The sequence below is a fragment of the Solwaraspora sp. WMMD406 genome (genome assembly GCF_029626025.1).
Lineage (GTDB): Bacteria > Actinomycetota > Actinomycetes > Mycobacteriales > Micromonosporaceae > Micromonospora_E.
In genome coordinates this window covers 2,603,732-2,627,799 of sequence record NZ_JARUBF010000001.1, presented here as the reverse complement: position 1 = coordinate 2,627,799, position 24,068 = coordinate 2,603,732, and the positions used below count along the sequence as shown (strand labels likewise).

12 protein-coding genes and 3 rRNA genes are annotated in these 24,068 nt (G+C 68.1%); 3 read left to right on the top strand and 12 right to left on the bottom strand.

Features of this window, described 5'->3' with window-relative positions; genetic code table 11:
* Nucleotides 1–795: a TIGR03936 family radical SAM-associated protein gene (locus O7632_RS11960; RefSeq protein WP_278114036.1), complete on the bottom strand. Its 795-nt coding sequence runs from the start codon at nt 793–795 to the stop codon at nt 1–3.
* A gap of 134 nt (nt 796–929) precedes the next feature.
* Nucleotides 930–2,927 carry a TIGR03960 family B12-binding radical SAM protein gene (locus tag O7632_RS11955; RefSeq protein WP_278114035.1) on the bottom strand — a complete coding sequence of 666 codons (1,998 nt, stop codon included), beginning with the start codon at nt 2,925–2,927 and terminating at the stop codon, nt 930–932.
* Nucleotides 2,928–3,092: 165 nt separating this feature from the next.
* On the opposite strand from O7632_RS11955, the gene O7632_RS11950 reads away from it, so the two are divergent.
* A complete protein-coding gene (locus O7632_RS11950; protein ID WP_278114033.1) occupies nt 3,093–4,385 on the top strand; it encodes a hypothetical protein in 1,293 nt (430 codons plus the stop codon).
* On the opposite strand, the gene O7632_RS11945 is transcribed toward O7632_RS11950, so the two are convergent.
* From O7632_RS11945 to ndk, 4 genes are all read right to left on the bottom strand, one after another.
* Nucleotides 4,372–5,121 carry a lysophospholipid acyltransferase family protein gene (locus O7632_RS11945; RefSeq protein WP_278114031.1) on the bottom strand — a complete coding sequence of 250 codons (750 nt, stop codon included), beginning with the start codon at nt 5,119–5,121 and terminating at the stop codon, nt 4,372–4,374. The genes O7632_RS11950 and O7632_RS11945 overlap by 14 nt on opposite strands.
* Before the next feature lie 91 nt (nt 5,122–5,212).
* A complete protein-coding gene (gene ileS, locus O7632_RS11940; protein ID WP_278114029.1) occupies nt 5,213–8,497 on the bottom strand; it encodes an isoleucine--tRNA ligase in 3,285 nt (1,094 codons plus the stop codon).
* A gap of 334 nt (nt 8,498–8,831) precedes the next feature.
* Nucleotides 8,832–10,442, bottom strand: a complete 1,611-nt coding sequence (locus O7632_RS11935; protein WP_278114027.1) for an alkaline phosphatase D family protein — start codon at nt 10,440–10,442, stop codon at nt 8,832–8,834.
* Nucleotides 10,443–10,618: 176 nt separating this feature from the next.
* On the bottom strand, nt 10,619–11,044 hold the full coding sequence (ndk, locus tag O7632_RS11930; protein ID WP_278114025.1) for a nucleoside-diphosphate kinase: 426 nt from the start codon (nt 11,042–11,044) through the stop codon (nt 10,619–10,621).
* A 355-nt stretch (nt 11,045–11,399) separates the two neighbouring features.
* On the opposite strand from ndk, the gene O7632_RS11925 reads away from it, so the two are divergent.
* Nucleotides 11,400–13,034: a VOC family protein gene (locus O7632_RS11925; RefSeq protein WP_278114023.1), complete on the top strand. Its 1,635-nt coding sequence runs from the start codon at nt 11,400–11,402 to the stop codon at nt 13,032–13,034.
* A 69-nt stretch (nt 13,035–13,103) separates the two neighbouring features.
* Here the strand turns inward: O7632_RS11925 and O7632_RS11920 are convergent, their stop codons facing one another.
* From O7632_RS11920 to O7632_RS11910, 3 genes are all read right to left on the bottom strand, one after another.
* A complete protein-coding gene (locus O7632_RS11920) occupies nt 13,104–13,583 on the bottom strand; it encodes a DUF4233 domain-containing protein (protein ID WP_278114021.1) in 480 nt (159 codons plus the stop codon).
* On the bottom strand, nt 13,580–14,851 hold the full coding sequence (locus O7632_RS11915; protein ID WP_278119990.1) for a folylpolyglutamate synthase/dihydrofolate synthase family protein: 1,272 nt from the start codon (nt 14,849–14,851) through the stop codon (nt 13,580–13,582). Before O7632_RS11915 ends, O7632_RS11920 begins: the two co-directional genes overlap by 4 nt.
* A gap of 77 nt (nt 14,852–14,928) precedes the next feature.
* Nucleotides 14,929–17,631, bottom strand: a complete 2,703-nt coding sequence (locus tag O7632_RS11910; RefSeq protein ID WP_278114019.1) for a valine--tRNA ligase — start codon at nt 17,629–17,631, stop codon at nt 14,929–14,931.
* Between the two features lie 76 nt (nt 17,632–17,707).
* Between O7632_RS11910 and O7632_RS11905 the strand changes: the two genes are divergently transcribed.
* Nucleotides 17,708–18,376, top strand: a complete 669-nt coding sequence (locus O7632_RS11905) for a hypothetical protein (protein WP_278114017.1) — start codon at nt 17,708–17,710, stop codon at nt 18,374–18,376.
* A 184-nt stretch (nt 18,377–18,560) separates the two neighbouring features.
* Here O7632_RS11905 and rrf read toward each other — a convergent pair.
* The 3 genes from rrf to O7632_RS11890 all read right to left on the bottom strand — a co-directional run bounded on the left by rrf (nt 18,561) and on the right by O7632_RS11890 (nt 23,720).
* Nucleotides 18,561–18,677: ribosomal RNA gene (gene rrf, locus O7632_RS11900) — 5S ribosomal RNA — on the bottom strand.
* A gap of 76 nt (nt 18,678–18,753) precedes the next feature.
* Nucleotides 18,754–21,856, bottom strand: a 23S ribosomal RNA gene (locus O7632_RS11895).
* Nucleotides 21,857–22,203: 347 nt separating this feature from the next.
* Nucleotides 22,204–23,720 (bottom strand): 16S ribosomal RNA (locus O7632_RS11890).
* The 16S, 23S and 5S rRNA genes sit together here, the layout of an rRNA operon.
* Between the last annotated feature and the right edge of the window lie 348 nt (nt 23,721–24,068).

The window sequence follows — 24,068 nt, the reverse complement described above, 5'->3', positions numbered from 1 at the left end:
TTACTGAGCGCCGGCCGGAACACGGTCGGCGTTCACCGGTGACTGCCCGACGCGATCCGCCTCCAACGGATCGACGATCTCCACCTGCGCGGTCAGTGTTCCCTGCGCTAGCCGGGTCACTCTGGGCGGCACCGGCGGCTCCAGGTCGGCCATGACGCGCAGGCCGGAAAGGACGTCATCGGGTCGTACCGACGGGGTGACCTGCCGGACGACTAGGTCGAGTATCGCACACGGCACCGAGCTGACCTCGGAAGGTAGGCCAGCATCCGGTCCGATACCTGAATCAGCCGGTTCGCCGTACCCGGTGACCACCGCGATCCGCAGCACCGCCGCGCGCGCGTCGAAGGTCCGCCGCCCCTGCTTGGTCATCCGTTCGACGAGCACCTCGTCGGCGGCGGTGAACACCTCGACCGCCCGCCGGGCGAGATCCGGCTCGATCCCCGGCAACTCGACGCGCCACCGCGACGCGTCGATCCGGTCCGCCAGGCTGCCGCCGCTGGCGACGACAGCGTCGAGCACGTCCAGGCCCGGCGACAGGGCCGCGTCGAGCGCCACGCGCAGCTCGCCCGGGTCGACGGCCCGCTGCAGGCCGATCTCCAGGTACTCGGCCTCGCTGGCCACCCCGGTCGGTGCCGCGCTCGCGTAGGAGATCTTCGGATGCGGCGTGAACCCCTGGGAGAAGGCGACCGGTACGCCGGCCCGGCGCAACGCGCGCTCGAACGCCCGGGCGAAGTCGCGGTGCGACGTGAACCGAAGCGGCCCACGCTTGGCGTACCGGATCCGGATCCGCTGCACGACCGGCGCCTGGCCGCCTTCTGGCTGTGGCTTCCTGCTGATCGCGATGCTCCTCGAATGAGATGGGGATGCCGATCGGACGACGATGGCCACCTGACCGGGCAATCGTCGCCCAGGTGACACCGCCGTACCAGTCAGCCGGCGGCCGGTGCCCGCAGACCGGTGTTCACCGGCGTCAGCGGCAGCAGTTTCTGCCCGGTCGGGCCGATCTGGATCTCGGTGTCCATCGACGGGCAGACACCGCAGTCGAAACAGGGCGTCCATCGGCAGTCGTCCTGCTCGTACTCGCTCATCGCGTCCTGCCAGTCCTGCCAGAGCCAGTCCTTGTCCAGGCCCGAATCGAGGTGATCCCACGGCAGCACCTCGGTGGCGTCCCGCTCGCGCGCCGTGTACCAGTCGAGATCGACTCCGTACGCCGGCAACGTCTCGGCCGCCGCGTCGACCCAGCGCTGGTACGAGAAGTGCTCGCTCCAGCCGTCGAACCGGCCGCCGGATTCCCAGACCCGGCGGATCACCGCGCCGACCCGCCGGTCACCGCGCGACAGCAGCCCTTCGATCAGCGACGGCTGGCCGTCGTGGTAGCGGTAGCCGATCGCCCGCCCCAGCGACCGGTCGGCGTTGATCGCCTGCTTGAGCAGCCGCAGCCGGTTGTCGATCACCTCCGGCGACTGCATCGACGCCCACTGGAACGGGGTGTGCGGCTTGGGGACGAAGCCGCCGATCGACACCGTGCAGCGGATGTCCTTGGAACCGGTCGCCGCCCGCCCCGCCTTGATCACCTCGTGCGCGAGCCGGGCGATCTGCAGCACGTCCTCGTCGGTCTCGGTCGGCAACCCGCACATGAAGTAGAGCTTCACCTGACGCCAACCGTTGGTGTACGCCGTCACCACGGTCCGGATCAGGTCCTCCTCCGAGACCATCTTGTTGATCACCCGACGGATCCGCTCCGAGCCACCCTCCGGGGCGAACGTCAACCCGGTACGCCGGCCGTTGCGCGACAGCTCCTGCGCCAGCTCGATGTTGAACGCGTCGACCCGGGTCGACGGCAACGACAGCGACACGTTCGTGCCCGCGTACTGCTCGGCCAGACCCGAGCACATGTCGCCGATCTCCGAGTGGTCGGCCGACGACAGCGACAACAGGCCGACCTCGTGGAAGCCGGAGTACTCCAGGCCGTCGGCGACCATCTGGCCGACCGTGGTGATCGATCGTTCCCGCACCGGACGGGTGATCATGCCGGCCTGGCAGAACCGGCAGCCGCGCGTACAGCCCCGGAAGATCTCCACCGCGTACCGTTCGTGCACCGTCTCGGCCAACGGCACGATCGGCTTCTTCGGGTACGGCCACGCGTCCAGGTCCATCGTGGTGCGCTTGTGCACCCGGAACGGCACGTCCGCCCGGTTCGGCACCACCCGCTGGATCCGGCCGTCCGGCAGGTAGTCGACGTCGTAGAAGCGCGGCACGTAGACGCTCTCCGTACGGGCCAGCCGCAACAGCAGCTCGTCGCGCCCGCCGGGCGAGCCGTCGGCCTTCCACTGCCGGACGATCGCGGTGATCTCCAGGACGGCTTCCTCACCGTCGCCGAGCACCGCCGCGTCGATGAAGTCCGCGATCGGCTCCGGGTTGAACGCCGCGTGCCCACCGGCCAGCACCACCGGGTGCGCGTCGGTACGGTCGGCGGCCAGCAGCGGAATGCCGGCCAGGTCGATCGCGGTCAGCAGATTCGTGTAGCCCAGCTCGGTGGCGAACGAGATCCCGAAGACGTCGAAGTCGCCGACCGGCCGGTGCGCGTCGACGGTGAACTGCGGCACCCCGTGCTCGCGCATCAGCCGTTCCAGGTCAGGCCACACCGCGTACGTCCGCTCGGCCAGCACGTCCGGCTGCTCGTTGAGCACCTCGTAGAGGATCTGCACCCCCTGGTTGGGCAGTCCGACCTCGTAGGCGTCCGGATACATCAGAGCCCAACGCACGATCGTCGCGTCCCAGTCCTTGGTCACCGCGCCCAGCTCGCCGCCGACGTACTGGATCGGCTTGCTGACCTGCGGCAGCAGCGGCTCCAACCGGGGCCAGACCGATCGGGTCACCGGGCCGCTCTCGACACCTGCCGGCGCAGCACCCGCCGTGACACTCATCAAACCTCCTCCAGACCGCACCGGACGCACAGATCAACCACCCAGGGTACGCGTACCGCCGGCCCGGGTGGCCCGGGTGGCCGAGGTGCCGTCGGGCAGCGGCCGGTGGCGGGTTGGCCGGGCGGTACTAACCTCGAACGAGGCCCGAGAGGAGATGCATCTGCGATGCGGCAGCCGCGACCGGACGAGGGTCCGACCACGGACCGGACGCCCGAGGCGGCCGGTGACCCCACCGCGCCGGACACCGAGGTACGCCCGACCAAGGTACGCCCGACCGAGGCGACCACGCGGGCCGCCGAGGCAACCCGGATCGACGCGACCCCCGCCACTGACGCGACCGCGGCAACTGACGCGACCCGGATCGACGCGACTCCGACCGTCGACGGCACCGGGGCCGCAGACGGCACCGGGGCCGCAGACGAGCCGGCGACCTCGGTGTCGCCGGCGCCGTGGCGGGGCTCCGCCGCCGTACCACCGCCACGGCCCAGGCAGGCGTGGTGGCGACGGGACGACCCGGTACCCGAAGCACCCGCCCCGCCTCGCAATCCCACCCTGCGTCTGCCGATCGGTGAGGTGCCCGGCGACGACCCGGAGACCCGTACCCCGGTGGATCCGTGGGCGGCCGCCGATCCGTGGCCGACCGGCGACCCGGCCGGCGGACACCACCACGCCGGACACCACCACGACTGGCCGGTCGCGGACGAGCCGATGGATCCCGCTACCCCTTATCAGCCAACCCGGCGACAGCCGCCACCACGACAGGCGGTGGTGCCACCGCCGGCGACGCCGGTCGCCCCGAAGCCCCAAACGCGACCCGGGCCGCCGTCGCGGGTGCCAGCACGACCGATGCCCCCGGCCGCCGGTTTCCGCCCGCCACCGACGCCCAGCCGCCCCCGGCGCCGCCGACGGCGGTGGCCCTGGACGATGTCCCTGTTCACTCTGCTCACCCTCGCCTGCTGCTGCGGCTGCCCGGCCTACTACGGCAAACCGCTGTGGGACCAGTACCCGGCGAGCGCAGCACTGCCGGCGCAAATAGCCGACCTACGGTTGAGCGACGACCGGACCAGCCTGCAAACCGTGACCCGGCTGGAAAGCGAGATGCGCACCGCGCATCTGCTCGCCGAGGACACCTTCGCCGGCGTCTACCGCGACGGCAACGGCAAGCTGGTGGTGCTCTCCGGCACCACCGGCTTCCGGATGACACCGGGCACCGACCTCGACGACGAAATCATCCGCATCGACGGTGAATTCCGGTTCACCGACGTCGTGGCCTTCGAGACGGACGCCCGTGGCATGCATCTGAGCTGCGGCACCGGACGGGCCGACGGGACCGACGTGGTGGTGTGCGCCTGGGCCGACCACGGCAGCCTCGGTACCGCGATGTTCACCCGCCGATCGGTCGACGAGAGCGCCGAGCTGACCCGACGGCTGCGCGCCGACGTCGTCAGCCGGGGGTGACCGGGTCGTCGCCGGCCGGGCCGGCCGGCGGCGGCGCGTCGCCGGTCGAACCGTTCACGGCCCGGCCGGCACCGGTACGCGGTGGAGCGTAGCGCCCCACGTACTCCTGGCCGGTGAGCCGCTGGATCTCGCTCATCATCTCGTCGGTCATCTTGCGCAACTCGGTGTGGTCGTCTGCGCGCCCGGTGAAGTCCAGCGGCTTACCGAACCGGACCACGACCGTGCCACGCTTGAACTTCGGCCAGAGCGCGCCGATAGGCTGGATCTCGTCGGTGCCGAGGAAGCCGACCGGCACGATCGGCACCCCGGCGGCCAGCGCGAGCCGGGCAGCACCGGTCCGGCCCCGGTACAGCCGGCCGTCCGGTGACCGGGTCCCTTCCGGAAACACCGCCACCTGCCGGCCGGCTCGCAGCAGCGGGATCGCGCCGTCGAACGCACTCAACGCGGCCCGTCCGCCACCGCGTTCCACCCGGATCGCCCCCAACCCGGTCACCAGGCTCCGGGTCAGAAAACCCCGAACCCCGGTACCGGTGAAGTACTCCGCCTTGGCCCAGAACGCCACGTGCCGGGGCAGGACCGCGCCGAGGAAGTACTCGTCGGCGACGGACAGATGGTTGGCGGCCAGGATCACCCCGCCAGTGGACGGGACGTTCTCCAGGCCTTCCACCTTGGGCCGCCAGCCGAGCATCAGAGCGGGTGCGACAGTGACTTTGCCGATCGAATACAGCGGCGGCACGGATCCTCCGGCGGCGGGACAGCGGGCATGGGGTGGTCGGGATGACACGGTAGCGGACGGGATCCCGCCCCGCCCGCTCAGACCCGCCCGCTTAGACCCGTGCGCGCCCCCGCTCAGACCGGCGTACCCGGACGGTGACGGGCTCACCCTCACCCACCTCACCGGCGAACCCGACGCCGGCGTCGGCACCAGGACCGACACCACCGTCCGCGTCATCACCGGCACCACCGTCCGCGTCATCACCGACGCCGGCACCGGCCGGTCGGAACGACACGTCGTCGGCGAGCACCTCACCGGCGACGAAGCCGTGGTACGCCCGTACCGCCTCGGCCACCTGATCGCCGGCCGCCACGCTGACCCGGATCCGGTCGGTGATCCGCAGGTCGGCGGCACGGCGGGCCTGCTGGATCACCCGGACCAGGTCCCGGGCCAGGCCTTCGGCGGCCAGCTCCGGGGTGACGGTGGTGTCCAACACCACCACCCCCTGGCCGGCCGGCAGCGGCGCGGAGTGCTCCGGGTCGGCGGCGACCAGCTTCAGCTCGTACTCCCCCTCGGCGAGCCGGACCCCGGCGGCGACCGGCGCACCGTCGTCGCTCAACGTCCAGTCCCCGGCCTTCACCGCCTTGATCACCGTCTGGACCTGGCCACCCACCCGTGGCCCGAGCACCCGGGGCACCACGGTCAGCACCTGCTGGCAGTAGCTGTCGACGGCGTCGGTGAAGGTCACCGACTTCACGTTGACCTCGTCGGTGACCAGGTCGGCGAAGGGCCGCAGCCGGTCCGCCGCCGAGGTCGCCACGGTCATCGCCGGCAACGGCAGCCGGACCCGCAGGTTACGCGCCTTGCGCAGCGACAACCCGGCGGAGCAGACGTCCCGGACCGCGTCCATCGCCGCGACCAGGTCGCGGTCGGCGGGGAACTCGGCCGCCACCGGCCAGTCGGTCAGGTGCACCGACCGCTCCCCGGTCAGCCCTCGCCAGATCTCCTCGCTGGTCAGCGGCGCCAGCGGCGCCACCACCCGGGCCAGCGTCTCCAACACGGTGTAGAGCGTGTCGAAGGCGTCGGCGTCGCCGGACCAGAACCGGTCCCGGGACCGACGCACGTACCAGTTGGTCAACGCGTCCAGGTAGGTCCGCACGCTGGCGCAGGCAACGGAGATGTCGTAGCCGTCCATCTGCCGGGTGACCTCGTCGACCAGCTCCCCGGTCTTGGCCAGCACGTACCGGTCGAGCAGGTGGGTGCTGTCGGTCCGCCGCGTCGCGGTGTAGCCCTCCGCGTTGGCGTACAGCGCGAAGAAGTACCAGACGTTCCACAGCGGCAGCAGGACCTGCCGGACCGCGTCGCGGACGCCGCTCTCCACCACCGCCATGTCCCCGCCGCGCAGCACCGGCGAGGCCATCAGCATCCAGCGCATCGCGTCCGAGCCGTAGGTGTCGAACACCTCGTACACGTCCGGGTAGTTACGCAGGCTCTTGCTCATCTTGCGCCCGTCGGCGCCGAGCAGGATGCCGTGGCTGACGCAGGTCCGGAACGCCGGCCGGTCGAACAGCGCGGTGGCCAGCACGTGCATGGTGTAGAACCAGCCCCGGGTCTGCCCGATGTACTCGACGATGAAGTCACCCGGGTAGTGGTGCTCGAACCATTCCCGGTTCTCGAACGGGTAGTGCACCTGGGCGAACGGCATCGACCCGGACTCGAACCAGCAGTCCAGCACCTCCGCCACCCGGCGCATCGTGGACCGGCCGGTCGGGTCGTCCGGGTTGGGCCGGGTCAGCTCGTCGATGCCGGGCCGGTGCAGATCGGCCGGGCGGACGCCGAAGTCGCGCTCCAGCTCGTCGAGCGAGCCGTACACGTCGACCCGGGGGTAGGCCGGGTCGTCGGATTTCCACACCGGGATCGGCGAGCCCCAGAACCGGTTGCGGCTGATCGACCAGTCCCGGGCCCCGGCCAGCCACTTGCCGAACGAGCCGTCCTTGACGTGCGCCGGTGACCACTCGATCTGCTGGTTCAGCTCCACCATCCGGTCCCGGAACGTCGACACGGCCACGAACCACGACGACACCGCCTTGTAGACCAGCGGCGTGTCGCACCGCCAGCAGTGCGGGTACGAGTGGGTGTAGGTGTCGTGACGCAGCAGCACACCCCGCTCGCGCAACTGGCGGATGATCGGCTTGTTGGTGTCGAACACCTGCTCACCGACGTACGGCGGGACCAGCGCGGTGAACCGGGTGTGGTCGTCGACGGTGACGATCGTCGGGATTCCGGCGGCGGTGCAGGCGTTCTGGTCGTCCTCGCCGAACGCCGGGGCCATGTGCACCACCCCGGTACCGTCCTCGGTGGTGACGAAGTCCGCGCCGAGCACCTGGAACGCGTTCGGGCCGGCCTGGTCGACCAGGAAGTCGAACAGCGGGGTGTAGCGGCGGCCCACCAGGTCGGCCCCGCGCACGGTGCCGATCCGTTCGAACCCGTCCAGTTCCTTGGCGTACGCCTCGACCCGCGCCGCGCCGAGCAGGTAACGCTGCCCGTCGCGCCGCAGCACCGCGTACTCGATGTCCGGGCCGACGGCGAGGGCCAGGTTGGACGGCAGGGTCCACGGCGTGGTGGTCCACACCCCGATCCGCTCCGGCTCGCCGCCCGGCTGCTGCGGCGCCAGCTCGAACCAGACGGTGACGGTCTGGTCCTGCCGGTCCCGGTAGACGTCGTCCATGCGGGTCTCGGTGTTGCTCAGCGGCGTCTCGCACCGCCAGCAGTACGCCAGCACCCGGAAGCCCTCGTAGATCAGGCCCTTGTCGTGCAGGGCCTTGAAAGCCCACATGACGCTTTCCATGTAGTCGAGGTCGAGCGTCTTGTAGTCGTTGGCGAAGTCGACCCAGCGGGCCTGGCGGGTGACGTACCGCTCCCAGTCCTGGGTGTAGGCCAGCACCGAGCTGCGGCACACGTCGTTGAAGCGTTCCATGCCCAGCTCGACGATCTCCGCCTTGGTGGAGATGCCGAGCTGCCGTTCGGCTTCGACCTCGGCGGGCAGGCCGTGGCAGTCCCAGCCGAAGCGGCGCTCGACCCGTCGTCCCCGCATCGTCTGGTAACGCGGCACCACGTCCTTGACGTAGCCGGTGAACAGGTGGCCGTAGTGCGGCAGCCCGTTGGCGAACGGCGGACCGTCGTAGAAGACGTACTCGTTGGCCCCGTTCGGGCCGGGGTCGCGCTGGTCGACGCTGGCTTCGAAGGTCTTGTCGGCCGTCCAGTACTCCAGGACCCGGCGTTCCACCGCCGGCAGGTCAGGACTGGCCGGTACGCCGGTCTCGGCCTGATCGCCGGTCTCGGCCTGATCGCTGCCGTCGGACGCCCGGGTGACGGGACCGGTCATCGGGTACGCCATGGTGGTCGTTCTCCTCGCGCGCGCAGCTCACTGTCGTCGTGGTCGGCGAGGACGAACCCGCCGGGGTGGGCACCGGCCGCCGGGCCGGATGCCGCCCACGACGGGCCGCGGTACCACCTCGCTTGACGGTCGAGTGATCGGCCGCCCGCTCGTCGGCCGGCTGTGACGGGCCGGACCCGCCCGGTTCTACTGCGGCCGCCGTACGGGCGACCGGTTCTTCCGGGGGCTCACCGGTGATAGCCGGGTCATCGCCTGGTGACACCAAGCGTAGCGGACCGCGCCAGCCGTTTCCGCCGCCCCCGCCCCTGCCCCGCCCCCCTCTGCGGGGTACGGGTCAGTGATCGGCCGCCGGCAGGGTCGTCGACCAGAGCGACCGACCGTCGGCGTCACGCAGGTGCACGGTGAACGCCCGGGACTGCGGGTCGATGGCGACCTCCCCGAAGTGCTGGAAGCCCTCGGCCGGCGAGGTGTTGGCCCGAGGCGGGGCGTGTACGAACACCGCCTGCGGGCCGAAGGTCCCGTCCAGCGTGTTGGGGCCGAACCCGCCGGCGTGCGCCGGCCCGGAGACGAACTCCCAGAACGGGGTGAAATCGCCGACCGCCGCCCGCGCCGGGTCGTAGTGGTGCGCGGCCGTGTAGTGCACGTCCGCGGTGAGGAACACGATCCCCCGCACCCCGGCCCGATGCGCGGCGCCGAGAATCTCGGCGAACTCCAGCTCCCGTCCGGCCGGCGCGCCGTCGTCACCCTGCGCGACGCCCTCCTGCGCGGCGGAACCGTCCGGCACGATCAGACCCAGCGGCAGATCGTTGGCGATCACCTTCCAGGTGGCCCGCGACCGCGTGAGCTCCCGGATCAGCCAGGCCCGCTGCCGCGCGCCGAGCAGCCCCCGGCGCGGATCGGCGTACGTGTTGCCGTCGTTGGGGTCCTTGTGGGTCCGCATGTCCAGCACGAAGACGTCCAGCAGCGGACCGTACGACACCACCCGGTACAGCGGCCCGTCGTCCGGAGTCGGCAGCCACTCGTGGAACGCCTGCCGGGCGCGCGCGGCCAACACGTCGACCCGGGTCTCGGTGTACCGCGGATCGGTCAGGATCTCGCCGGGGTACCAGTTGTTGGTGACCTCGTGGTCGTCCCACTGGTTGAGCTGCGGCACCTCGGCGCAGAACGCCCGCAGGTTGGCGTCCAGCAGGTTGTACGCGAACTGGCCCCGGAACTCGGTGAGCGTCTCGGCGACCTTCGTCTTGGCCGGGGTGACCAGGTTGCGCCAGATGCGGCCGTCGGGCAGGGTCACCGTCTCGGCGAGCGGGTTGTCGGCGTACACGGTGTCACCGCTACACAGGAAGAAGTCCGGCTGGCATCGCCGCATCGCCTCGAAAATCCGCATGCCGCCGAAGTCGTCGCTGATCCCCCAGCCCTGGCCGGCGATGTCGCCGGTCCACACGAACCGCACGCCGGCCGGTCGCCCCGACCGACGTGGGCCCGGTACGCCACCGCCTCGGGGCGCGGTCGTCAACGACCCGGTCAGCGGCTCGCTGAGCAGGCCGGGGCGGTGCAGGCTCTCCACCCGTACCCGGTAGTGCAACCGCTCGCCGGCCGGTAGGCCGCGCAACCGCACCTTGCCGGTGAAGTCACCGCCGCCGTGGAGCACCGGTCCCCGTACCCGACGGGCGTCGCGCAGGTCCGGACGGCGGCCGATCTCGACGACGAGCCGACCCGGCCGGTCGGCCCGGGTCCAGACCACCGCCTCGCCGGGGCCGACGGCGCCGCTCTGCACGCCGTGGGTGAGCACCGGCCGGCCGCTGGGCCGCCAGGCCGGTACGCCCGGCCGACCGGCCGTCGTGGGTACGCCGGACGCGCCGGCACCGCCGAGCAGCACGCCGCCGGCGAGGCCGGCGCCGGTGGTCAGACCGGCTCGCAGCAGGGTACGGCGATCCAAGGGTTCCATCGATGTCCTCCAGAAGACGTCCGAACGTGTCCACAGAGATCTATCGATGGAAGGTGGCTGCCGCCCCCATGATCAGGTGGCCGGCACACGAACCAGCCGAAAACGCCCGGCGGTAGCCGAACCAGCCCAGCTAGTCGGCCTGCCCAGCGCGGATCGGCTCCAGGGCGTCGGCGGGCCTAGCCCAGCTCGGGAAACCAGAGCTTGATCTCGCGCGCGGCACTCTCCGGCGAATCCGAGGCATGCACCAGGTTCTCCCGGTTGGACAACGCGAGGTCACCGCGGATGGTGCCGGCCGCCGCCTTGCGTCCGTCCGTGGACCCGATCAGCCCCCGCACCACGTCGATGGCCTGATCACCAGCGAGCACCAGGGCGATCAGCGGCCCACCGGTCATGAACTCCTTCAGCGGCGGATAGAACGGCTTGTCCACATGGTCGGCGTAGTGCGCGTCGGCCAGGTCGGCGTCCATCTCCCGCAGGGTCAACGTGACGAGGTGCAGTCCTTTGCGCTCGAAACGGCCGACGATCTCGCCGACCAGACCACGCCGAACCGCATCGGGCTTGATCAACACCAGGGTACGTTCGACGTCGGTGGGGCTGGACACGCTGGTTCCTCCTCGGCGGACCGGCGCCACTACGCGCCGTGCGTTCCGGTACGGGCTGGCGTTGCCAGCCTAGTGGGTCGACCCGACCGCCCGGTCGGCTTGGTCACATACGACACCGGTCGGGCGACCCGGCCCGCCTCGACCGGCCCGCCGTCGCGGCACGGTGCTGGACGGCCCGCCGTCGCGGCACCGCGCGGCGCGCCGTGTCGGCACCGCGCGGCGCGTCGCCGCCCGGCGCGTCATCATGGAGACAGAAGTCTCGGGTATCGCGTGTGCCCGGCACACCATGCCGATCGCGGGTCTTCCGTCAACGCCCAGCCCGGCCTAGCCTGGCCTTAACGCAGGGAGGTCTACTGTGGCGAACGGCCGTCGACCTGTTTCCACTGTCCGTAAGCTCGTCGCCGCGGTGTTGGGCACCCTCGCGACGTTCGTCATTCTGTTCGGCGCGGGCATGACGAGCTGGGCGATCGCCGCCCTCGGCGTCGCGCTGCTGGTGCTGGCGATCAGCCTGGTACTCATCACCGCCTTTCCCGGTGCCGAACGGGCCTGGGTCGCCGGCATCGCCCACGTCCGCAGCGTCTCGGAACCGCCAGCCTCCTCGGCGTACGGGCGTTGCGAACTGCAGATCCTGGTGGATGCGCCCGGAGTGCCGCCACGCTCGGTCAAGATCCGTGATCCCCGGGTGCCGGTCGCCAAGTGGCCCGACCCGGGGGCCACGCTGCCGATCATGGTGGCGATCGACGACCAGCGACACGTCCGGATCATGTGGGACGACGTGCTCACCCACGCCGAGGCCGCTGCCCAACGGGCCGAGCTGCCACCAGAGTTCGACGAACCCGACTTCGGCCCGCTCGACGACGACCTACTGGTCGACGACGACCTGCTCGGCGTCGACACCGAACCGCCGTGGGCCCGCCGTGGCGCCGACGACGACCTGCTCCTCGACCCGGACACGGTCCGCACTGCCGACCTCAGCGACGAATTGAGCGGCCTACGCGCCAGCGCGGCGCCCGACAGCGACCAACCGGAGCCCGGCACTCCAGACGGTGCCTCGCGCGACCGTGCCACGACCGGTTCACCGTCCGGCCCGGTCCCGCGCGGCACCGGACGCGGCCCGGCGGAAAATCCCCGCCCGGACTTCGCCGACGCCGACTTCGACGCCGACTTCGCCAAGGACTTCACCGCGCCGGATCGCTCCGACCTCGACCCGCCACCCACCCGTGACCGCGACACCGGGCCACGCGGCGAGCCGGTCGTGGTGAGTCAGACCCCAGGCGGGCCGATCGTGCTGGAAGGCACCCTGGTCGATCCCCCGGCGGTTCCGCTGCCGAGGCGACCGAGGCCGAAGCCCCATCCCTCGGACGATCCGCAGACCTCCGGTACCGGCATGACACCGCCGGGCGAGCGCACGCATTCCAGCGAGATGCGACCGGAGACCGGCCCCGCCGCCACCGGCACCGTCCTCGCCGACCAGCCCGACACCTCCGGCGAGGAGGCCGCCACCGCAGACCTCGCGCAGCCGCTGGAGGACCTGGCCGCAGCCGGGCCGGTCCAGGCCGGCGCGTCGACGCCTGCCGGCGACGCCGGGAGGTTCCACGGCGTGGGTCTCACCCTGCTCGTCGCCGACCTGGACCGGTCGGTCGAGTTCTACCGCGACATGCTCGGCTTCTTCGAGATCGACGGCGGAGACGGCAACGCCGTACTCGCGTCCGGACAGACCCGGCTGGTGCTGCGGTCGGTGCCGGAGGTCGCGCCGGTCAACCGACGGCTGATGCACATCAACCTCGAAGTCGACGATCTGCTGCGGGTCCACGACGAGCTCAAGTCGAAAGGCGTACGGTTCACCTACGCGCCCCGGGCGGTCAACCGGGGAGCCCGGTTGGAGCTGTGGGCGGCCGCGTTCCGCGACCCTGACGGACACGGCGTCGCCATCATCGAATGGCGTGACCGGGATCAACCACCGTCGGCGTCCACCACTGCGGAAGACTGAGCCGGTCGGTCCGGCCGGCCGGCGGGCCGGACGACCTGGCCGTCAGCGCCGTCAGCGCCGTCAGCGCCGTCAGCTCAGGATGACCCGTCGAACGTGCCAGACGTACCCCCACACCAGCGCGAACAGGACCCCGACCGCGAGCAGCGACCAGTGCAGCAGGCCGGCGAGCAACACCAGTGCCTGCAGTACGGTGCCCGCGTACCAGGCCCACGCGCGCCCCAACAGGCCCGCCACGACGATCGCGCCGACGGCGAGTGCGACGCTGGCGACGACGGCCGCCGTACCGAAGCCCGCGCTGAGGACACGGATCGGCTGGACCGCCAGGACCAGCACCAACGCCTCCAGCCCGAGCGTCGCCGCGCCGAGCCCGCGCGCCGCCGCTACCGGGTTGCGCAGTCCGGACCGTCTCGGCCCGACCGGTCGTCCACTACCCGCCGGCCCGCTCTCGACCGGCCCGCCGCCCGCCGGCCTCGCGTCGGCTCCTTCGCCGCCCCGGCCTTTCGGTTCAGGAGAACCCCGGACCGGGCCGTCCGCCGGTGGACCGCTCATCGGGCCAGTAGCCGCCGCGCGTCGGCGACCGTCACCACGGACCCGGTCACCAGCACCCCGACCCCGGTCAGTTCCCCGTCCACGTCGGCTTCGGCCAACACCACGGCCGCCTCGATCGCGTCCGGCATGGTCTGCGCCACCTGCACCCGGTCCTCACCGAACGCTTCGACCGCGGCGTCGGCGAGCTGGGCCAGCGGCATCGCCCGAGGCGACGTGTTGGTGGTCACCACCACCGCGTCGGCGACCGGCTCCAGCAGGTCGAGGATGGCGTCCACGTCCTTGTCGCCGAGCACCGACAGCACGACCACCAGCCGCCGGAACGCGAACTCCTCCCGCAACGCGGTGACCGTGGCTGCCATGCCGTGCGGGTTGTGTGCCCCGTCGAGCAGGATCGTGGGCGCGTTGCGAACCCGCTCCAGACGCCCCGGCGACGACACCGCCGCGAAGCCTTCGCGCACCGGTTCGGCGTCCAACGTCCGGCCCGGGCCGGCACCGAGGAACGCCTCCACCGCGGCCAACGCGAGCGCCGCGTTCTGTGCCTGGTGGGCACCGTGCAACGGCAGGAAGATCTCGTCGTACCGTCCGCCGAGCCCTTGCAGGGTGAGTACCTGGCCGCCGACCGCGACCGCCCGGTGCACGACGCCGAACTCGCCGCCTTCGCGTGCGATGGTCGCGCCGACCTCGGCGCAGCGGTCCAGGATCGGCTCGGCCGCCTCCTCCGGTTGTACGGCGGTGATCACCGTCGCGCCCTGGTGCACGATCCCGGCCTTGGCCAACGCGATGTCGGTGAGCGTGTCGCCCAGCCACTCCGTGTGGTCCAGACCGATCGGCGTGATCACACAAACCCCGGCGGCCAGAACGTTGGTCGCGTCCTCCGCCCCGCCGAGACCGACCTCCACCACCGCGACGTCGACCGGCGCGTCGGCGAACGTCGCGAACGCCAGGGCCGTCGTCACGTCGAAATAGGTCAACGGCTCGGCCGCCTGCTTGTCGACCAGCGCGACCAGCGGAGCGATCTCCCGGTACGCCGACACGAACCGGTCGGCACCGACCGGCTCGCCGTCGAGGCTGATCCGCTCCCGGACGGTCTCCAGGTGCGGGCTGGTGTACCGCCCGGTGTGCAGGCCGAACGCGCGCAGCAGCGAATCGATCATGCGGGCGGTCGACGTCTTGCCGTTCGTCCCGGTCAGATGGATCGACGGGTACGCCCGCTGCGGGCTGCCCAGCAGGTCCAACAGCTGCCCGATCCGGTCGAGATCGAACACCATGCGGGTGAAGCCCCGGCCCGCCAGCTCCCGCTCGACCTCGGCGAACTCCTCGCCGCCCGCCGCCGCCCGACGACCGGTCACGGTTGGCCGTCCGTGGCCGGCAGCGCGGCGAGCGCACCCGCGATGCGGGCCAGCTCCGCCTCGGCAGCGGCCAGTCTGGCCCGGATCTTGTCGACGACGGGTGCCGGAGCCTTGTCGACGAACGCCGCGTTGCCCAGCTTCGCCCGGCACTGCGCGGCCTCCCGTTCGGCCGCCGCCTGGTCCTTGGCCAGCCGGCTACGCTCGGCGGACACGTCGATCGTGCCCCGGGTGTCGAACTCGACACCGACCTGAGCGGTCACCGCGAGCTTCGCGGTCGCGGAGAAGTCAGCCGCCGGTTCGTCGAGCCTGGTCAACGACCGGATCAGCGGCTCGTGCGCACCGACGCCGGCTTCGGTGAGCCCGGCGAGCCGGGCCGACACCCGTTGAGTCGGGCGCAGGCCCTGGTCCGAGCGGAACCGCCGGATCTCGGTGACCACCCGCTGCACCACCGCCAGCTCAACTTCCGCCGCCGGATCCAGCCGCGAGCGGTCGGCGACCGGCCACGCCGCGACGACGACGCTGCGAGCCCGCTGCGACGACTGCTGGGCCGTCTGCTGCGCCAGCGGTTCGGCCGACGGCTCTGCCGCGCCGACCAGCGCCGTCCAGAGTTCCTCGGTGACGAACGGCATCATCGGGTGCAGCAACCGCAGCAACTGGTCGAGCACATGACCGAGCACGCGCCGCGTCCGGTCGGCCGCCTCGCCGCCGGCGGCCAGCACCGGCTTGCTCAACTCCAGATACCAGTCGCAGACGTCGTCCCAGGCGAAGTGGTAGAGGGCGTCGCAGACCTTGGCCAGTTCATACGCTTCGAACCACTCGTCGACTTGGGCGACGACCTGCTGCAGACGGGACAGGATCCACCGGTCGGTCGTCCCCAGCTGCTCGGCGGGCGGCAGGTCACCGTCGAGATGGGCGCCGTTGAGCAACGCGAACCGGGTCGCGTTCCACAGCTTGTTGCAGAAGTTGCGGGAACCCTGGCACCACTCCTCGCTGATCGGCACGTCGGCACCTGGGTTGGCGCCACGGGCCAGCGTGAACCGGGTCGCGTCGGCACCGTACCGGTCGATCCAGTCCAGCGGGTCGACCACATTGCCGAACGACTTCGACATCTTCTTGCCGTACTGGTCGCGGACCATGCCGTGCAGGGCGACCACGTCGAACGGCTGCCGGCCGTCCATCGCGTACAGGCCGAACATCATCATCCTGGCCACCCAGAAGAACAGGATGTCGTAGCCGGTCACCAGCACGCTGGTGGGGTAGAACCTGGTCAGGTCCTCGGTCCGCTCCGGCCAGCCCAGCGTGGAGAACGGCCACAACGCGCTGGAGAACCAGGTGTCGAGGACGTCTTCGTCCTGGCTCCAGCCGGCACCGGACGGTGGTTGTTCGTCCGGCCCGACGCAGACGACTTCGCCGTTCGGGCCGTACCAGACCGGAATCCGATGGCCCCACCACAGCTGCCGCGAGATGCACCAGTCGTGCATGTTGTCGACCCAGGCGAAATAGCGGGGCGCCAACTCCGGCGGCTCGATCCGGGTCCGGCCGTCCCGCACCGCGTCACCGGCGGCCTTCGCCAACGGACCGGTACGGACGAACCACTGCAACGACAGCCGTGGCTCGACGGTCGTCCGGCAGCGGGAACAGTGTCCGACCGCGTGCAGGTAGGGCCGTTTCTCGGCGACGATCCGGCCTTCGGCGCGCAGCGCCGCGACGATCGCCGGTCGGGCCTCGAACCGGTCCAGCCCTTCGAACGGGCCTGCGGCGGTAACCACCGCCCGCTCGTCGAGCACGGTCAGGCTGGGCAACTGGTGCCGCTGACCGATCTCAAAGTCGTTCGGGTCGTGCGCCGGGGTCACCTTCACCGCACCGGTACCGAAGGTCGGGTCGACGTGCGTGTCTGCGACGATCGGGGTCCGCCGCCCGGTCAGCGGCAGCTCGACCTCGGTGCCGATCAGGTGGCGGTAACGGTCGTCGTCGGGGTGCACCGCGACAGCGGTGTCGCCGAGCATCGTCTCCACCCGGGTGGTGGCGACCACGATCGACGCGTCTGCGTCGCCGTAGCGGATGGAGACGAGCTCCCCTTCGTCGTCGGTGTGTTCGACCTCGATGTCCGACAGCGCGGTGAGGCACCGCGGGCACCAGTTGATGATGCGCTCCGCGCGGTAGATCAGGCCGTCGTCGTGGAGTCGCTTGAAAATCGTCTGTACGGCCTTCGACAGCCCAGCGTCCATGGTGAACCGCTCACGGTCCCAGTCGACGGAGTCACCCAGCCGGCGCATCTGGCCGAGGATCGCCCCACCGGACTCGGCCTTCCACTGCCAGACCCGCTCCACGAACCTGTCCCGGCCGAGGTCGTGCCGGGACAGGCCCTCGGCGGCCAGCTGCCGCTCCACGACGTTCTGGGTGGCGATTCCCGCGTGGTCCATGCCCGGCAGCCACAGCGCTTCGAAGCCCTGCATCCGCTTGCGTCGGGTGAGGGTGTCCTGCACCGTGTGATCAAGCGCGTGGCCGACGTGCAGCGACCCGGTCACGTTGGGTGGTGGAATCATGATGGAGAACGGCGGCTTCCCGCTGCGGGCGTCCGCCCGGAAGTAGCCCTCGGCCACCCACTGCTCGTAGCGTCGCTGTTCTACCTCACCGGGCTGGTACTGGGCCGGCAAGGAGGCAGCATCGACGCGGTGGGTCTGCGCAGTCTCGGTCACCCATCGAGTTTACGGAGCGCCCGGGGGGCGTAGCGAGGCACCCGGCCACGTCAGCCGGTGGCGTACGGTGTCGAACATGGTCGACGACATGTTCGGGGGACGGCGAGCACCCGATCGGGAGCCGATCGATGTGACACCGCTGCCGGCGGCGACCCGACCGGACGCGGACCACGACGACCGACCGGCACGCCGACGCCGCACCATCGCTGTCGCCGCCGTCGCCGCTGCCGGGCTGGTCGGGGCCGGGTTGATCGGCATCCCCGCGTGGCGGGTGCTGCAGCAGTCCGACGCCGCGCTCAGCGCACCGGCTGAAGCGGCCGGGCTGCTCCGCGACGACAGCGAGCAGGCCAGCGCTACCGCCGACTACCTCAACACGGCGTTCGCCGCCGGGATAGCTCTCGACCGCAGCATCGGCGTGGTGTACGCCGACCCGAACGCAGAGGACCGCGCGGTGTTGTTGGTCGGCGGGACCACGCTGCTGTGGTCTCCGGAACGAGACCTGGACACGATGCTCGCTCTGGTCGGCGACGACCAGGGCACCGTCTCCGGGGTGCACCAGGTGCCGGCGGGACGCCTCGGTGGCGTGATGAAATGCGGCACGACCCCGGTCGACGACACCCAGATGCCGGTATGCGGATGGGCCGACCACGGGAGCATCGCCGTGGCACTTTTTCCACAGCGTGGCGTCGACGAATCCGCCGCGCTGCTCGTTGAGCTACGCGACGCGATCCAGCAGCGAGACTGACACCGAGGAACACGGGCCTGCTAGCGGGAGCCAACGGGGCCGGCACGATCTCGGAGCGATCTCGGAGCGAGATTTCGAAGCTCCCCCGCCGACACGCCGGCCTGGCAGGGGTGGAGAAACACAGGAACAGACAAACAGTTGAGGGCCGCCTCCCCGCAGGGAGCGGCCCTCAACTGTTAATGATGTCCGGCGGTGACCTACTCTCCCACACCCTCACGAGTGCAGTACCATCGGCGCTGGAGAGCTTAGCTACCGGGTTCGGAATGTAACCGGGCGTTTCCCCTCCGCCATAACCGCCGTAACCCTCACAACAAACCAAACACACCCACAGGTATGCCCGTTTGCCCAGAATCACACAGTGGACGCGTACATCTTCGTAAGTCAAGTCCTCGGCCTATTAGTACCGGTCAACTGAACCAGTTACCTGGCTTACATCTCCGGCCTATCAACCCAGTCATCTACTGGGAGCCTTACCCCATCACTGGGTGGGATACCTCATCTCGAAGCGAGCTTCCCGCTTAGATGCTTTCAGCGGTTATCCCTTCCGAACGTAGCCAACCAGCCGTGCCCCTGGCGGGACAACTGGCACACCAGAGGTTCGTCCGTCCCGGTCCTCTCGTACTAGGGACAGCCCTTCTCAAGTATCCTACGCGCGCGGCGGATAGGGACCGAACTGTCTCACGACGTTCTAAACCCAGCTCGCGTACCGCTTTAATGGGCGAACAGCCCAACCCTTGGGACCTGCTACAGCCCCAGGATGCGACGAGCCGACATCGAGGTGCCAAACCATCCCGTCGATATGGACTCTTGGGGAAGATCAGCCTGTTATCCCCGGGGTACCTTTTATCCGTTGAGCGACACCGCTTCCACACGCAAGTGCCGGATCACTAGTCCCGACTTTCGTCCCTGCTCGACCTGTCAGTCTCACAGTCAAGCTCCCTTGTGCACTTACACTCAACACCTGATTGCCAACCAGGATGAGGGAACCTTTGGGCGCCTCCGTTACCCTTTAGGAGGCAACCGCCCCAGTTAAACTACCCACCAGACACTGTCCCTGAACCGGATCACGGTCCGAAGTTAGATACCCAAAGCAACCAGAGTGGTATTTCAACAATGACTCCACCGATACTGGCGTACCAGCTTCACAGTCTCCCACCTATCCTACACAAGCTAATTCGAGTACCAATGTCAAGCTATAGTAAAGGTCCCGGGGTCTTTCCGTCCTGCCGCGCGTAACGAGCATCTTTACTCGTACTGCAATTTCGCCGGGCCTGTGGTTGAGACAGTAGGAAAGTCGTTACGCCATTCGTGCAGGTCGGAACTTACCCGACAAGGAATTTCGCTACCTTAGGATGGTTATAGTTACCACCGCCGTTTACTGGCGCTTAAGTTCTCAGCTTCGCCCCGAAGAGCTAACCGGTCCCCTTAACGTTCCAGCACCGGGCAGGCGTCAGTCCATATACATCGAATTACTTCTTCGCATGGACCTGTGTTTTTAGTAAACAGTCGCTTTCCCCTGGTCTCTGCGGCCATACAACGCTCCACCCGCAAGGGGCTTCACGTCTCCGGCCCCCCTTCTCCCTAAGTTACGGGGGCAATTTGCCGAGTTCCTTAACCACAGTTCGCCCGATCGCCTCGGTATTCTCTACCTGACCACCTGTGTCGGTTTGGGGTACGGGCCGCTAGAAGCTCGCTAGAGGCTTTTCTCGGCAGCATAGGATCACTGACTTCACCTGAATCGGCTCGGCATCACGTCTCAGCCTTCACGCACCACGGATTTACCTATGATGCAGCCTACACGCTTACCCCGGCACAACCACCGGCCGGGATCAGCTACCTTCCTGCGTCACCCCATCGCTTGACTACTACCCGCCAGGTTCCCGCGCTCCCTCAGATCAGTCCGAAAACCTCACCAAGTTCGGGCAGTTAGCACAACGAGGTTCATCATGGGCGCTCCTTCGCGGGTACGGGAATATCAACCCGTTGTCCATCGACTACGCCTCTCGGCCTCGCCTTAGGTCCCGACTCACCCAGGGCGGATTAGCCTGGCCCTGGAACCCTTGGTCATCCGGCGGAAGGGTTTCTCACCCTTCTTTCGCTACTCATGCCTGCATTCTCACTCGTGCCGCGTCCACAGCTGGGTCACCCCGCTGCTTCACCCCCGGCACGACGCTCCCCTACCCATCCACACACCTGCACCAACCCCAAAAGGATCAGCGAAGTACACGCGTGAATGCCACAGCTTCGGCGGTGTGCTTGAGCCCCGCTACATTGTCGGCGCGGAACCACTTGACCAGTGAGCTATTACGCACTCTTTAAAGGGTGGCTGCTTCTAAGCCAACCTCCTGGTTGTCTAAGCGACCCCACATCCTTTTCCACTTAGCACACGCTTAGGGGCCTTAGCTGGCGATCTGGGCTGTTTCCCTCTCGACTACGAAGCTTATCCCCCGCAGTCTCACTGCCGCGCTCTCACTTACCGGCATTCGGAGTTTAGCTGATTTCGGTAAGCTTGTAGGCCCCCTAGACCATCCAGTGCTCTACCTCCGGCAAGAAACACGCGACGCTGCACCTAAATGCATTTCGGGGAGAACCAGCTATCACGGAGTTTGATTGGCCTTTCACCCCTAACCACAGGTCATCCCCCAACTTTTCAACGTTGGTGGGTTCGGCCCTCCACACGGTCTTACCCGCGCTTCAGCCTGCCCATGGCTAGATCACTCCGCTTCGGGTCTAGAACATGCGACTCAACGCCCTATTAAGACTCGCTTTCGCTACGGCTACCCCACACGGGTTAACCTCGCCACATGCCACTAACTCGCAGGCTCATTCTTCAAAAGGCACGCCGTCACCCTAAAGGCTCCGACGGATTGTAGGCGAACGGTTTCAGGTACTATTTCACTCCCCTCCCGGGGTACTTTTCACCATTCCCTCACGGTACTCGTCCGCTATCGGTCACTAGGAAGTATTTAGGCTTACCAGGTGGTCCTGGCAGATTCACGGCAGATTTCAGGGGTCCGCCGCTACTCGGGAACATCCACAGAAGACCAGAAGCTTTCACATACCGGACTATCACCGTCTACGGTTGGCTTTTCCACACCATTCAGCTAGCAACTGGCTTTCTCACTTCTCGACCGAATGTCAGTCCGATCAGCAGAGTCCCACAACCCCGACCACGCAACCCCTGACAGGTATCACACGCAGCCGGTTTAGCCTCATCCGCTTTCGCTCGCCACTACTCACGGAATCACAATTGTTTTCTCTTCCTGCGGGTACTGAGATGTTTCACTTCCCCGCGTTCCCTCCACACACCCTATGTGTTCAGATGCGGGTGACACCACATGACTGATGCCAGGTTTCCCCATTCGGACACCCTGGGATCACAGCTCGGTTGACAGCTCCCCCAGGCCTATCGCGGCCTCCCACGTCCTTCATCGGCTCCTAGTGCCAAGGCATCCACCGTTCGCCCTTGACAACTTGACCACAAAGATGCTCGCGTCCACTGTGTAATTCTCAACAAACGACCAACCCACAACCCCAAGCCCCACACCAGCACCACCAACCGGCAGCCGGTATGCGAGACCAGGCCATGCCTGGCAACCAAGACAACAACCCACACGTGGCTTGTTCCCTCAGGACCCAACAGGATGCTCACCATCCACACCAGCCGCACCAACACCACCCTCCACACCCCCCGAAAGAGGCAGTACTAGCAGCATCAGCCGTTGCCGACACGAACTCACCAGTGTCTCCGCCACATGAGCACCCCCACCCCACACTCGGAGGCGGCAGGCTCCCTACCCGACCTTCGCCGGGAGAGCGCTCCTTAGAAAGGAGGTGATCCAGCCGCACCTTCCGGTACGGCTACCTTGTTACGACTTCGTCCCAATCGCCAGCCCCACCTTCGACAGCTCCCTCCCACAAGGGGTTGGGCCACCGGCTTCGGGTGTTGCCGACTTTCGTGACGTGACGGGCGGTGTGTACAAGGCCCGGGAACGTATTCACCGCAGCGTTGCTGATCTGCGATTACTAGCGACTCCGACTTCACGGGGTCGAGTTGCAGACCCCGATCCGAACTGAGACCGGCTTTTTGGGATTCGCTCCACCTCACGGTATCGCAGCCCATTGTACCGGCCATTGTAGCATGCGTGAAGCCCTGGACATAAGGGGCATGATGACTTGACGTCATCCCCACCTTCCTCCGAGTTGACCCCGGCAGTCTTCGATGAGTCCCCGCCATAACGCGCTGGCAACATCGAACGAGGGTTGCGCTCGTTGCGGGACTTAACCCAACATCTCACGACACGAGCTGACGACAGCCATGCACCACCTGTGACCGCCCCCGAAGGACCCCACATCTCTGCAGGTTTTGCGGCCATGTCAAACCCAGGTAAGGTTCTTCGCGTTGCATCGAATTAATCCGCATGCTCCGCCGCTTGTGCGGGCCCCCGTCAATTCCTTTGAGTTTTAGCCTTGCGGCCGTACTCCCCAGGCGGGGCGCTTAATGCGTTAGCTGCGGCACAGAGAACCGGAGAGGCCCCCCACACCTAGCGCCCAACGTTTACAGCGTGGACTACCAGGGTATCTAATCCTGTTCGCTCCCCACGCTTTCGCTCCTCAGCGTCAGTATCGGCCCAGAGACCCGCCTTCGCCACCGGTGTTCCTCCTGATATCTGCGCATTTCACCGCTACACCAGGAATTCCAGTCTCCCCTACCGAACTCTAGCCTGCCCGTATCGACTGCAAGCCCACAGTTGAGCTGTGGGTTTTCACAGTCGACGCGACAAGCCGCCTACGAGCTCTTTACGCCCAATAAATCCGGACAACGCTCGCGCCCTACGTCTTACCGCGGCTGCTGGCACGTAGTTGGCCGGCGCTTCTTCTGCAGGTACCGTCACTTACGCTTCGTCCCTGCTGAAAGAGGTTTACAACCCGAAGGCCGTCATCCCTCACGCGGCGTCGCTGCATCAGGCTTCCGCCCATTGTGCAATATTCCCCACTGCTGCCTCCCGTAGGAGTCTGGGCCGTGTCTCAGTCCCAGTGTGGCCGGTCGCCCTCTCAGGCCGGCTACCCGTCGTCGCCTTGGTAGGCCATCACCCCACCAACAAGCTGATAGGCCGCGAGCCCATCCCAAGCCGAAAAACTTTCCACACACCACCATGCGGCAACATGTAGTATCCGGTATTAGCCCCGGTTTCCCGGGGTTATCCCAAAGCCTGGGGCAGGTTGCTCACGTGTTACTCACCCGTTCGCCGCTCGAGTACCCCGAAGGGCCTTTCCGCTCGACTTGCATGTGTTAAGCACGCCGCCAGCGTTCGTCCTGAGCCAGGATCAAACTCTCCAACAAAAACTTGGAAAATCAAACCCGGCATAATAAAATGCCAAGGAATCACCAACCAGAAACCACCACCAACGTGGCAGAAACCAGCCGGGAACCAAACAAACTTTGGCACTGGCTTATCAAGCACCCTGTTGAGTTCTCAAAGAACAAACACACACCAGCAGAACCACCCAGAACAACCAGGCAACCCCACCAGGGCCAACCACACACCCGGCATCCGCCGGGCAACTTCTCTACCTTACCCGGTCGGCTTCGCGCTGTCAAGAACCAGTTTCGGCTCTCGCCTTCGCACCGCCCAGGCTTCCCCGTGCTTCGTCAACCGCAGTCGCGGTCGTTAGGTCGGGGTGTCCAGCA

Excerpts from the sequence above, each read along its gene's own strand:
- O7632_RS11955 (WP_278114035.1), bottom strand. The coding sequence starts at position 2,927 with ATGAGTGTCACGGCGGGTGCTGCGCCGGCAGGTGTCGAGAGCGGCCCG.
- O7632_RS11950 (WP_278114033.1), top strand. The coding sequence starts at position 3,093 with ATGCGGCAGCCGCGACCGGACGAGGGTCCGACCACGGACCGGACGCCC.
- ileS (WP_278114029.1), bottom strand. The coding sequence starts at position 8,497 with ATGGCGTACCCGATGACCGGTCCCGTCACCCGGGCGTCCGACGGCAGC.
- O7632_RS11935 (WP_278114027.1), bottom strand. The coding sequence starts at position 10,442 with ATGGAACCCTTGGATCGCCGTACCCTGCTGCGAGCCGGTCTGACCACC.
- O7632_RS11920 (WP_278114021.1), bottom strand. The coding sequence starts at position 13,583 with ATGAGCGGTCCACCGGCGGACGGCCCGGTCCGGGGTTCTCCTGAACCG.
- O7632_RS11915 (WP_278119990.1), bottom strand. The coding sequence starts at position 14,851 with ATGGTGTTCGATCTCGACCGGATCGGGCAGCTGTTGGACCTGCTGGGC.
- O7632_RS11905 (WP_278114017.1), top strand. The coding sequence starts at position 17,708 with ATGGTCGACGACATGTTCGGGGGACGGCGAGCACCCGATCGGGAGCCG.